Source organism: Pseudomonas asiatica (assembly GCF_040214835.1).
In the GTDB taxonomy this organism is placed as follows: domain Bacteria; phylum Pseudomonadota; class Gammaproteobacteria; order Pseudomonadales; family Pseudomonadaceae; genus Aquipseudomonas; species Aquipseudomonas putida_Z.
Genome location: NZ_CP157874.1, coordinates 4,534,735 through 4,547,500, shown reverse-complemented (window position 1 = coordinate 4,547,500; position 12,766 = coordinate 4,534,735). Strand labels below are relative to the sequence as shown.

7 protein-coding genes and 2 rRNA genes (1 of these 9 cut by a window edge) are annotated in these 12,766 nt (G+C 62.4%); 7 read left to right on the top strand and 2 right to left on the bottom strand.

The annotated features are described in order from the left end of the window. The 7 genes from ABNP31_RS20280 to ABNP31_RS20250 all read left to right on the top strand — a co-directional run. Positions 1–470: ribosomal RNA gene (locus tag ABNP31_RS20280) — 23S ribosomal RNA — on the top strand (it extends 2,422 nt beyond the left edge of the window). A gap of 136 nt (positions 471–606) precedes the next feature. Beyond that, positions 607–722, top strand: a 5S ribosomal RNA gene (gene rrf, locus ABNP31_RS20275). A 372-nt stretch (positions 723–1,094) separates the two neighbouring features. Next, a complete protein-coding gene (locus ABNP31_RS20270; RefSeq protein WP_025340336.1) occupies positions 1,095–2,738 on the top strand; it encodes an acetolactate synthase large subunit in 1,644 nt (547 codons plus the stop codon). 403 nt (positions 2,739–3,141) lie between these two features. Next, positions 3,142–3,693, top strand: coding sequence for a UPF0149 family protein (locus ABNP31_RS20265; protein WP_075046105.1), 552 nt, complete (start codon positions 3,142–3,144; stop codon positions 3,691–3,693). Between the two features lie 274 nt (positions 3,694–3,967). Beyond that, positions 3,968–4,597 carry a glutathione S-transferase family protein gene (locus ABNP31_RS20260; protein ID WP_350012703.1) on the top strand — a complete coding sequence of 210 codons (630 nt, stop codon included), beginning with the start codon at positions 3,968–3,970 and terminating at the stop codon, positions 4,595–4,597. 27 nt (positions 4,598–4,624) lie between these two features. Then, positions 4,625–6,661, top strand: a complete 2,037-nt coding sequence (locus ABNP31_RS20255) for a pyridoxamine 5'-phosphate oxidase family protein (protein WP_350012702.1) — start codon at positions 4,625–4,627, stop codon at positions 6,659–6,661. A 213-nt stretch (positions 6,662–6,874) separates the two neighbouring features. Then, positions 6,875–7,771 (top strand): LysR family transcriptional regulator, encoded by an 897-nt coding sequence (locus ABNP31_RS20250; RefSeq protein ID WP_350012701.1) that lies wholly within the window; start codon positions 6,875–6,877, stop codon positions 7,769–7,771. 1 nt (position 7,772) lies between these two features. Here ABNP31_RS20250 and ABNP31_RS20245 read toward each other — a convergent pair whose 3' ends face one another. Together ABNP31_RS20245 and ABNP31_RS20240 are read right to left on the bottom strand one after the other, a co-directional pair. Next, a complete protein-coding gene (locus tag ABNP31_RS20245) occupies positions 7,773–8,363 on the bottom strand; it encodes a hypothetical protein (protein ID WP_176240906.1) in 591 nt (196 codons plus the stop codon). Between the two features lies 1 nt (position 8,364). Further along, the gene (locus ABNP31_RS20240; RefSeq protein ID WP_350012700.1) at positions 8,365–12,765 is read right to left on the bottom strand and encodes an RHS repeat-associated core domain-containing protein; all 4,401 of its coding nucleotides are present in this window, start codon (positions 12,763–12,765) and stop codon (positions 8,365–8,367) included. Between the last annotated feature and the right edge of the window lies 1 nt (position 12,766).

Sequence of the window (12,766 nt, the reverse complement as noted above, 5' to 3'; positions counted from 1 at the left end):
AGGTACTCCGGGGATAACAGGCTGATACCGCCCAAGAGTTCATATCGACGGCGGTGTTTGGCACCTCGATGTCGGCTCATCACATCCTGGGGCTGAAGCCGGTCCCAAGGGTATGGCTGTTCGCCATTTAAAGTGGTACGCGAGCTGGGTTTAGAACGTCGTGAGACAGTTCGGTCCCTATCTGCCGTGGACGTTTGAGATTTGAGAGGGGCTGCTCCTAGTACGAGAGGACCGGAGTGGACGAACCTCTGGTGTTCCGGTTGTCACGCCAGTGGCATTGCCGGGTAGCTATGTTCGGAAGAGATAACCGCTGAAAGCATCTAAGCGGGAAACTTGCCTCAAGATGAGATCTCACTGGGATCTTGAATCCCCTGAAGGGCCGTCGAAGACTACGACGTTGATAGGTTGGGTGTGTAAGCGCTGTGAGGCGTTGAGCTAACCAATACTAATTGCCCGTGAGGCTTGACCATATAACACCCAAGCAATTTGCGCACGAAAGCCAAATTGTGGTGGTGAAGACGAAAGAACCGAAAGTTCGCAACATCACAAATATCGCATATCCGAATTCGCTGGGCTGTCCATCTGGACATTCTGGCAACAGAATTTCTTGACGACCATAGAGCATTGGAACCACCTGATCCCATCCCGAACTCAGCAGTGAAACGATGCATCGCCGATGGTAGTGTGGGGTTTCCCCATGTGAGAGTAGGTCATCGTCAAGATTCATTTCGCAAAACCCCTATCTGCGCATGCAGGTAGGGGTTTTGTCTTTGTGGTGCAAAAAATCCCGGGCATACGCAGTCCCTGTGGGAGCGGGCGCGCCCGCGAAGCAGACGACGCGGTGTATGGCACCGGCTTCGCCGGTGTTCGCGGCGGTTCGACGCCTCGACTCGCCCGCTCCCACAACTCCCACTCTGAGCGCGCAATACCCAGGCTGCGACAATATTCCCGTCACATTCACGTGACTTTCCCGCGCCCACCCTACGTCAAGACTTTGGTTCGGGGCATTCCTGGCCCCGGGCTGAGCGATGCCAGCGTACCGTGCTGCGCATTTCCGGACTTCCACCGTCCCATCACTTGAGGTAGCAAGCAAGATGGCCAAGGCCGCCGATGTCGTTGTGCAATGCCTGGAAAACGAAGGTGTCGAGTATGTATTCGGTATTCCCGGTGAAGAAAACCTCGACCTGCTCGAATCTCTGCGCAAGTCGAAGATCAAGCTGGTACTTACCCGTCACGAGCAGTCCGCAGGCTTCATGGCCGCCACTTACGGCCGCCTGACCGGCAAGACTGGCGTCAGCCTGTCGACCCTCGGCCCTGGCGCCACCAACCTGGTCACCGCCAGCGCCTATGCCTACCTGGGCGGCATGCCGATGATGATGATCACCGGCCAGAAGCCGATCAAGAAGTCCAAGCAGGGCCGCTTCCAGATCATCGACGTGTGCGGCATGATGGACCCCATCACCAAGTACACCCACCAGTTCGCCTCGGCCGACAACATCCCGGCCCGTATGCGCGAAGCCTTCCGCCTGGCCGAAGAAGAGAAGCCAGGGGCCGTGCACCTGGAGCTGCCGGAAGACATCGCCGCCGAACAGACCGAAAGCCTGCCGATTCCGCCTAGCCTGAGCCGCCGCCCGCTGGCCGAGCACAAGGCCATCGAAGCCGCCGTGGAAAAACTGCAGAAAGCTCGCAGCCCGATCCTGGTGATCGGCGCCGGCGCCAACCGCAAGATGACCGCCAAGGTCCTCAAGCAGCTGATCGACAAGACCGGCATCCCGTTCATCACCACCCAGATGGGCAAAGGTGTGGTCGACGAGCGTCACCCGCGCTTCCTGGGCAACGCCGCACTGTCGTCGGGTGACTTCGTGCACCGCGCCGTCGAAGCCGCCGACCTGATCGTCAACATCGGCCACGACGTGATCGAGAAGCCGCCGTTCTTCATGGTCCGTGGCGGCACCGAAGTCATCCACATCAACTTCCGCTCCGCCGAAGTCGATGCCGTGTACTTCCCGCAGGTGGAAGTGATCGGCGACATCGCCAACGCCGTATGGCAGATCAGCGAAGCGCTGACCGACACCACACACTGGGACTTCACCCGCCTGATGGCGATCCGTGAAGCCAATGAAGCGCAGATCGCCGAAGGTGCCGACGACAACCGCTTCCCGGTCTACCCGCAGCGCATGGTCGCCGATATCCGTCGCGTGCTGCCATCCGAAGGCATCGTTGCCCTGGACAACGGCATCTACAAGATCTGGTTCGCCCGCAACTACAAGGCGCACAAGCCGAACACCGTACTGCTGGACAACGCCCTGGCGACCATGGGCGCCGGCCTGCCATCGGCCATGGCCGCGCACCTGGTGCACCCGGACCGCCCGGTGATCTCGGTTTGCGGCGACGGCGGCTTCATGATGAACAGCCAGGAGCTGGAAACTGCGGTACGCCTGGGCATGCACATCACCGTGGTGATCCTGCGTGACGACGGCTACGGCATGATCCGCTGGAAGCAGGCGAACATGGGCTTCACCGATTTCGGCCTGGACTACGGCAACCCGGACTTCGTCAAGTACGCCGAAGCCTACGGCGCCAACGGCCACCGCGTGGAAAGCGCCGAAGGCCTGCTGCCGCTGCTCGAGCACTGCATCAAGACCCCGGGCGTGCACGTGATCGACTGCCCGGTCGATTACAGCGAGAACGACCGCATCCTCAACAGCGAGCTGCGTGAGCGCGCGCTGGCGGTGTAAGGCCTGACAGGTACGGCGCCACCTGAAGGCTGGCGCCGAACCTGTGTAGGAGCGGCCTTGTGTCGCGATGGGCCGCAAAGCGGCCCCCGGATTTCAGCGTCAACGCAACAATCGCCGGGGCTGCCATGCAGCCCATCGCGACACAAGGCCGCTCCTACATGGATCACATTTACCACCTGTTCTGCGTATAAGACCCGACCTGCCACATCCATTTCATATTCCTTCAACAGCTTTACAAGCGCCTTTCCAAACAACTGTTAAGGCAGCCGCGATGTACGATGCAACGCTTGGCTATCGCTTCCATGCACCAATGCCGCGGTGATGGCATGAATAATCGCTATCGCGGACTCAGGGTAGTTCTGTGCTAGGGTGCACACACTTTTGCTTCCCAGGATGTTCACCCATGCTCCCCGCACTCAGCGAAAAAGAACTCGACCGCCTCGAAGACCTGCTGATCACCTACGGCAATGACTACTCGGTACTCAACCTGGCCGAGCTCAATGGCTTTTTCACTGCACTGGCCAGCTCACCGACCACTGTCACTCCGGAACAGTGGCTGCCCGCGGTGGCTGGTGGCAAGGTGCCGAAATTCAAGAAGCCGGCACATGAAGAGGCGTATACGGCATTGATGCTGCGTTATGCCAGCCAGGTGGCGGAGGAGTTGGGCGACGATGTCGACCACTTTGAGCCGCTGTTCGAAGAAAGCGAAGGCGAAGAGGGCAGTGTGATCATCATGGAGGAGTGGTGCTTTGGCTACATGCGCGGCACTCAGGTCGCTGGTTGGGCCGAGCTGCCGCCGGAGCAGGACCAACTGCTCAAGGCCATTTCGCTGCATGGGCTCGAGGACAACTTCGAGTTGCTGGACCAGATGAGCGAAGAGGACATCCAGGCTTGTGTGCCACAGGTGATCGAGGCTGCGCGTGGGTTGTTCCGGTATTTCAACAAGCTGCACTGATCTTGCACCTGCCTTTGTAGGAGCGGCCTTGTGTCGCGATAGGGCCGCAAAGCGGCCCCAGGATTTCAGCAGCGATAAACCATAGTCGGGGGCCGCTTTGCGGCCCTATCGCGACACAAGGCCGCTCCTACACAGGGGATACGCGGATCTGGATATTTCCATTATTCCGCCCCGCGAAATTATGGTTTCCCCGCCACACGGATTCTGCTGCCAGCCGAACCGGTGCAGCATGTGCTCCACCAGCCCACCCCGGTGCTGACCAGGAGCCAAGCCCATGTCGAACCCGATCAAGCTTTACAACTTCCCCAAGTCCGGCCACGCCCATCGCATCGAGCTGATGCTTTCGCTGCTGAACCTGCCCACCGAGCTGGTGTTCGTCGACCTGGCCAAAGGCGCGCACAAGCAGCCGGACTTCCTGGCCCTCAACCCGTTCGGCCAGGTCCCGGTCATCGACGACAACGGCACGGTGGTCGCCGACTCCAACGCCATTCTGGTGTACCTGACCAAGAAGTACGACAACGGCACCTGGCTCCCCGAGGAACCCGCTGCCGCCGCCCGCGTCCAGCGCTGGCTGTCGGTCGCTGCCGGCCCGTTGGCCTTCGGCCCTGCTGCCGCGCGTCTGGTCACGGTGTTCGGTGCCTCGTTCAACACCGACGAAGTGATTACCCGCGCCCATACCCTGCTGAAGGTGATCGACGCCGAGCTGGCCAAAACGCCCTTCCTGGCCGGTAGCACACCCACCATCGCCGATATCGCCAACTACTCCTACATCGCCCACGCACCGGAGGGCAATGTGTCGCTGGAGCCCTATGCCAACGTACGCAGCTGGCTGGCGCGGATCGAGGCGCTGCCGGGCTTCGTGCCCATGCCACGCACCGTGATCGGCCTGCAGACCAGCGCCTGACATCCCGCCATTGCGAGGAACGCCGCCATGCAACAGAACCCGGACCACCACTCCTCGCCCTGGCATGCGGGGGAGAAGACCCTGCAGGAAAAAGCCGGTGTCGCGGAGCGCATGGAGGCGTTCGGGCAGAAGGTCATTCGTGACTACATGCCCGACCAGCATCGTATTTTCTATCACCAGTTGCCGTTCATGGTCGCCGCCAGCGTGGACGCACTGGGGCGGCCCTGGGCAACGCTGTTGGAAGGGCCGGAAGGTTTCGTCAGCTCGCCGGACCCGCGCCAGCTGACGATCGACACTCAACTGCCAGCAGACGATCCTGCTACCCCGGGGCTGGCTGCCGGGCAGGCGGTCGGCCTGCTGGGGATCGAACTGCACACCCGCCGGCGCAACCGCCTCAACGGCCAGATCCACCAGGCCGGCGACGGGCAACTGCAGGTGACTGTGGAGCAGTCGTTCGGCAACTGCCCGCAGTACATCCAGCTGCGTGACTACACCCGTGTCGCGGAACCCGCCCAAGGGCGTGTCGATGCGACGACACTCGATGCCTCGGCTGCCAGCATGATCCAGGCAGCCGACACCTTCTTTGTCGCCAGCTATGTCGAGCATGACGACGGCCAGCGCTCGGTGGATGTCTCCCACCGTGGCGGGCGGCCCGGGTTCGTCAAGGTCGAAGGCAACCGCCTGACCATTCCCGACTATGCTGGCAACCTGCACTTCAACACCTTGGGCAACCTGCTGGTGAACCCGCAAGCAGGGTTGCTGTTCATCGATTTCAGCAACGGCAACGTGTTGCAGCTATACGGGCATGCCGAGTTGCTGCTGGACAGCCCCGCCATCCAGGCGTTCGAAGGTGCCGAGCGTTTGTGGACGCTGGAGGTCGAGCAGGTGGTGTGGCGCCCGGCTGCCGTTTCCCTGCGTTGGGCCTTCAAGGAGTACGCGCCGACCAGCCTGATGACCGGCACCTGGGCCGAGGCCGACATACGCCTGCAGCAACGCCAGCGGCAGCGCCAATGGCAAGCCTGGCGCGTGCTGCGGGTGGAGCAGGAAAGCCGTGATATCCGCTCGTTCTACCTTGAGCCTCCTGCTGGCAGTGCGATGGCCTTTGCGCCGGGGCAGCATGTTCCGGTGCAAGTCCGGCTCGACGGTGAGGCGGCGCTGATCCGCACCTACAGCCTGTCCAGCGCGCCTTCCGACGGTTACCTGCGCATCAGCGTCAAAGCTCAGGGCCCGGCCTCGCGGCACCTGCATGAGCGCGTCGTGGCAGGCGATATGCTGAACGTGCGCCCGCCAATGGGCAGCTTCACGCTGGACCAGCAGAGCACACGGCCGCTGGTGCTGATTGGCGCGGGTGTGGGTATCACGCCGTTACTGGCCATGCTGCGCGAGCAGTTGAGCAAGGGGCAGGCACGGCGCATTCATCTGTTTCATGGGGCGCGCAGCCTGGTCGACCTGCCGTTCCGTGAGGAGCTGGCAAGCTTGCGGCAACAGGCCGGCGGCCTGCTGCACGTGCACCGCGCCCTGAGCCAGCCGGAAGCGCATGCGCTGGCGGGGCGTGATTACGAGTTTGCCGGTCGGCTGGGTATCGAGCAGGTCAAGGCCACGCTGGCGCTGGACGACTACGATTTCTATCTGTGCGGCCCGGGCAGTTTTACCCAGGACCTGTATGAAGGGCTGCGCGGGGTGCATGTGCCGGATGCGCGGATCCATGCCGAAGCCTTTGGCCCGTCGACGCTCCGGCGGCACACCGACGATGACCAGCCCACCCTGCAACAGCCACCTGCTGCCAGCGAGCCGGTACCGGTGTACTTTGCGGCTTCAGCCAAAGAGGCACGCTGGGCGCCGGGTAGCGGGACGCTGCTGGAGCTGGCCGAGGCTCGCGGATTGTCGCCGGAGTTCAGTTGTCGAGGTGGGTCGTGTGGTACTTGCAAGACCCGCTTGGTCAGTGGTCAGGTACATTACCCGAACCCGCCGGCCGAGTTGCCGGAGGCGGGGTCGGTGTTGATCTGCTGTGCCGTGCCGGCCCGGGTCGAGGAGGGGGTACAGGCGTTGGTGCTGGATATCTGATCGTGCGCGGTCCCCTGTAGGAGCGGCCTTGTGTCGCGAAAGGGCCGCAGCGCGGCCCCAGGATTTCAGTAGTGAAGCATCAATTGCTGGGGCTGCTGTGCAGCCCTTTCGCGACACAAGGCCGCTCCTACAAGGGACCGCGTACGGGACAGAGGCAACACAAAACGCTCGGATGAAAGATAATCCCGGCACTTCATAGCCCCAGGAGCCCGCATGGACCAGATCCACCTGATGAAGGTGTTCGTCGCCGTAGGCGAGCTGGAAAGCTTCGCCGCTGCTGCCCGCCGCCTGGACATCTCCCCAGCCGCGGTCACCCGTGCCGTCAGCGCCCTGGAAGATCAGCTGGGGGTCAAGCTGCTGCTGCGCACCACCCGTAGCGTACGCCTGACCGAAGCCGGGGGCCGCTACCTGGAAGACACCCGGCATATCCTCGCCAGCATCAACGAGGCCAACGAAGCCGCCGCCGGCATCAACGCCACGCCCAAGGGCGACCTGGCCGTCACTGCGCCCATCCTGTTCGGCAAGAAGTTCGTCATGCCGTGCATCGTCCACTACCTGCAGCAGTACCCCGAGGTTGACGTTTCCGCCTACTTCCTCGACCGCATCGTCAACATGGTCGAGGAGGGCATGGATGTGGCCGTTCGTATCGGCCCCTTGCCCGACTCCGGGCTCAAAGCACTGCGGGTGGGCAGGGTCCGGCGCATGCTGTGCGCCTCTCCCGAGTACCTGGCGCGCCATGGCGTGCCGAAGCACCCGTCCGACCTGGCGGAGCATGCGGTGATCGGCACCACCAACCTGTCGCCGCGAGCCGGTTGGCGCTTTGGGGTGACCGATGAGCCGACTCTGGTGCGCATGAAGCCTCGCTTGACGGTGACCAGCAATGACGGGGCAATCGCCGCTGCCAGCGGCGGGTTGGGCATTGCCCGCCTGCTGTCGTATCAGGTCGCGGATGAGGTGGCCAGTGGGCAGTTGCAGGTGATCCTTGCCGAATACGAAGAGGCGCCGTGGCCAATCCATATACTGCACCGGGAGAGCAAGTACGGTTCGACCAAGGTCCGCGCATTCATTGACATGCTGGCGCAGGAACTGAGGGCTCGGCAGCTGGACTGATTCAACCGAGCAGGGTGAATGTAAAGCAACCTGGGCACTGCTGTTCCAGCCACTCCTTGGCCCGTTCGCTCAGGAAGTACCCGCGATAGACATCCCCTTTGAAGAAGTCGGCTTGCTCGTCGGCCTTGAGCACCTTGAGATACTGGCCGAGGTCGGCAGGGTCATGCTGCGGGTCCTTGAGCAGGTTGAGCTTGCCCATCACGAATGCCTGCCAGTACTCCGGCATACGCGCGGCAAGCTCAGGGTCATGCGGCAGGGAGTCGATGATCGAGCTCGGCCCGCCTTCCAGATCGAGGTAATCGGTAATGGGCTTGCTGGTGTCCCAGTGCAGCCAGTCGATGTGAACGATATGGGTCTTCTCCAGATGCTCGTAACGCCCGATCCCCTTCAGGCCGCTTTTTTCCAGGGCTTCCTTGACCGGCTGGGTGAGCACCAGCGAACCCGAACGTATGTAGGCGGCCGGGGTGTACGGGCCGGCCCGCTCGATGCTGTCTACATCGGTATCTTCGTCCCAGGCGATCATGCCCTGGAGCAGTACCGCGCCCCAGTCTCCCCAGGGAGTCGGCGCGTTGTCCAAGTGATAGATGTTCATGTCAGCCTCCGCAGCCCTTGCCATTCTTGCCGTAGCGACGCACATGGTTCCTCGTCGCCTTGGGCACATTGTATTGGCGCATCATCACCTTGATCTGCTTTTGCAGGTCCTTCTTGGTGAAGTTCGCGTTGTTGTTGAACCACTTCTTCCAGTCCTCGTTCCAACCTTTGGCGTGAATGTCGGCGTGAAATGCATTCGGAATGCGCGAGATCTGCTGGTCGATGTAGCGTTTGGGGTTGCGAATTCCGGCAGCTTTCATCTGGTTACGGAAATCGCGGTCTTCCCGCCACATTTCTTGCGGGATCATGTGGTGGTCACGCATTGACGCCGGACCATGCCTGCTGCGCCAGGCTTCGGTGGTTCGCTTGATACCGCCCTTGGTATAACCGGTCAAGGTCAGCCAACCTAGTGGATCGACCCATGTCACCGGGTTTGGCGCATACCGGTACAGTTGGTGACCACCAGACAGGCCAATCGGGTCAGGCTGGGTAAAGCGGCCTACCTCCGGGTCATAGAACCTGAAGGTGTTGTAATGCAACCCGGTCTCCCGATCCAGGTATTGCCCCTGGAAGCGCAGATTCTGTTCCTGCAGGCAACTGGCCTGGCGGGACTCATCGAGGGTAGAACCCCAGCCCAGATAGCTGGCCTGCCATACCACGCGTCCCTGTTCATCGGTCAGCCACTCCGGGAGCCCCCCGAGGTCATTATGGAAGTGCAGCACCTGCTGGTTCGGCCCGCTGCCGTCGATGCGTGCCAGCGGCTCATAGCCGTCACCCTCGTACAGGTACAGGCTTACCTGGCCATGGCGCTGTTCCTGCAACAGGCGTAATCCGTCCCAGGCAAAGCGCGTCTGGCCGAGCAGCTGCCCGGCACCATCATGTTCGCTTTTTTCCACCCGCCGCCCGAGCGGATCGTAACGCATGCGTACACTGCGTTCCCGCCCTGCCTGGCGAGTGCGTACCTCTACCAGGCGGTGCTCTGCGTCGTAGCTGAAATGCTGTATGCCGCGCCGGCTGCTGCGCTTTTCCACCAGGCGGCCAAAGGCGTCGTAGCGGTAGCGCTTGTCCTGGTACGCCAGCAACCTGTCGTGCAGAACTGGGGCATTGGCCGTGGCATCCAGCAGGTTGCCGGCGGCATCGTAGCGGTAGGTTTCATGATTGCCGTTGGCAATGTCATGACTGCCCATCAGGCGCCCACCCGCATCAAGCTGGATGATCTGGTCATGCTGCACCCGGCCGGCTACCTGCCGCACGCGCCGGTTCAGGTCATCGCGCGGGTCGTATTCGAAGCGCTGCTGGAAAGGTGCGGGTAATTGCACGGGTTGGCTGGCGGGCCTGCATCTGCGGGTGCGCAAACGTCCGTTGCGGTCATATTCCTGGTGTGTGAGCAACGCGCCCTGGGTACGCTGCACTTCCCGGTGCAGGCGATCGCGTTCGTAGTCGTTGATGACATGTCCGTCCAGGTTGATCTGGTGCAGGTGACCGCTTCCGTAGTACATGCGGTTGATCCAGCGGCCATCGAACAACTGGGTGCGGCACAGGTTGCCCAACTCATCGTAGCGATGGCGCAGTACGCCGTTGCCACTGTGCTCCTCGACCAGCTGTCCCAGCGCGTCAAAGCACAATTGCAGGGTTTCGCTGTTGCCGGCAGCATCGTCGAAATGAACCTCGGTAAGGTTGTCGAGCTCATCGTAGCCATAGGTGGTAACGCCATCCGCGGTCGTCTTGGTAATCAGACGACCCAGGGCATCACGTTCCAGGCGGTGGACGATCGGCTCGACCGAGCTGTTACCGGGCGTCGGGGTGTAGGCCACCTGCACCACATTGTGCAACGGGTCGTGACGGTACTCCCTGGCGGTTCCATCGAGAAACTGCTCGCGGACCAGGCGATTGGCGGCATCCCACCGGAAGTAAAAGTGCTCGCCGTTTTCGTTGGTCAGCGACAGCAGTCGACCGTAGGGGTCGACCTGGTAGCCAAGCGTGCGTCCTTGCGGGTCGATGGACTGGAGCAGGACACCACGGGCATCGAAGCGGTACGCGGTGATACCACCAGCGGGGTCGATCGCTTGCGTCAGCCTTCCTGCCTCATCGTAGCGATAACCTTCACGGGTACCGTCTGGCCGTGTCACGCCAAGCAGAAGGCCATCGCTGTCGTACTCGAACTCGGTACGTTCGCTCAACGCATCGGTCACTGACAGCAAATGGCCGTTGCGGTCATAACGATAGCGTGTGATGTGGCCGGAGCAGTCGGTTTCCTGCAGAAGCAGTCCCAGGTCGCTCCAGCGCAGGGTTCGCGAATGCCCTGCGGGGTCGATGATCTCGGTCGGCTGGCCACGGTGGTCGTAGCGGTACTGCGTGACGTTACCTTGCGGGTCGGTTTCGCCGATACAGTTGCCGCGCGGATCATAGCGGTACTGCCAGCTGTTGCCGGCCGGGTCCATCGTCGAGCGCGGCAGCGACCAATGCTCCAGCCACTGCGTCGATTCGCTGCGCCCCAGCGGGTCGACGGTCTGGGTCAGGTTGCCCGAAGCATCGTAAAAGTATTGCCAGCGCCCTTCCATCGGATCGACCGCTGCGAGCAACTGACGCTCGTCGTCCCATTCAAACTGCCAGGTCGCGCCGACTGCATCAATGTATTCGGTGATCTGGTACTGGGCATTCCAGCGTCGCGTGCTGACACGTTGCAAGCCATCGGTGATCCGGGTCGTGCGTGCAGGGATGTCGTACTCGAACTGGTACTCATCACCGCCACTGCTCCTGTAATGCACCACCCGCCAGTCGTCTTCGGTCAATGCCCATTCGTAGAAGCAGCGCAGACCAGCAGCGTTCTCATGCTCGACCAGGCGCCGTTGTTCGTCGTAGACAAAGCGGCGGCGCAGCCTGCCCTGGCTGTCGTACACTGCCGCCAGGTCGCCACAGGCGTCGTACTGGTAACTGACCAGCAACTGCAGGTCGCCATCGGCATGGCGACGTTCCAGGCGGGCGACCCGTTGTGGCCACTGTGGCGCATAGTGCAACTCGACCTGTACAAGGTCGAACGTGTCACGCAGCCGGATCAGGCGCCCGCTTTCGTCATAGTCCAGATAGATGCGGTTGTCGTTGCGGTCACCCATGGCGCTCAGGCGCCAGTGGCCCGGTTTTCCAGGGGAGGGCTGGAACAGGCGGTACAGCCCTTTGTCGATATCCTCGATCAGGATTTCGTCCTGTTGCGAGCGGCGTACGCTCAACCCTTCACCGGCGCTGAACACGGCATCGGCGCGGGCAATGTAGCCCATGTCGATGACTCGAGCCTGTTCATCGGTAAACGACAAGCGCTCGCTGCCATCGGCGTCCAGGTGCAGTTGCACGAACACCTCGTACTCGATGCTCCAACCTGCGCCGAACAGCCCTTCACGGCGCTCGTCGCGGCTGTTGTAGAGCCGTTGCCAGTCCAGGGGCAGCAGCGCCTGCAGGCTGAAATCCAGCTCGTCGGGCCCGCACAGGATCTTTGCCCCGGTAGACGCGTGCACCGGGTTGGGTGAGCCGGACGTTGCCTGAACGATGGCATTGGTAACCTGCCCGGAGACGAAACTGCTCACCCCACCCAGCAACATGCAGCCGAACTTGCTGTAGAACTTGCCGCCACGCCCGCGTAGCAGCATCAACGCGGTCACTGCCAGGCCGATGCCCGGCGTCTTGCCGCTGCGAATCTCGCGCACCACGATCGGCTCGCCGCCGATGCGCACGTTGTTCGACACAAGGCCGCCATCGACGATCACCGCTTCGCAGGTGCTGCGGTCACCGCTGCGGCAGGCCGGGTGGCCATTGATCAGCACCTTGCTGGACCCCTCGGCCAGGTACTGCGGTGGCATCGGCGGGTGCTTGCTGCACAGCACCTTGTCGTCCGGGGCCGGCAAGGTATTGGCGGCGGGCGTGGCCACGGTCGGCCGCCACATTTGCGAGAAGAAGCCCTTGGCCATGTCGAGGAAGGTTTCTTCCTTCGCCTCGCCAGCCTCGGCCCCGGCCTGCTCCAACGGTGCCGGCGGGCCGGTGACGACGCCGGCAGCACGTGCCGCGCGCTTGCCGTTGGTGCGAGTGTTCGACGAGCCACTGATGATGTTGGCCTGCACCGACGGCGGGAACAGGAAATTGCCGATGCCCTCGCATAATCGGCTAAGGCCTGTATCGGCGCCGGTCTTGGCCATGACCACACCGACCACCAGGCCGACCACCGCGCCCAGCACGAAGCAGCCAAGGCCGCCAGTGGCCACGGTCAGGCCGAATGCCGCCGCCACTGCGGCAGTGGCCAGGGCGCCGATGGCCACCGTGGCGGCGATTTCCAGCACACCCCCGACGATGTCGGCCAGCATCGAGGTGTGCATCAGCGCGTCGCCTTCGCGGGCGGCCCACAGTGCGTCGGACATG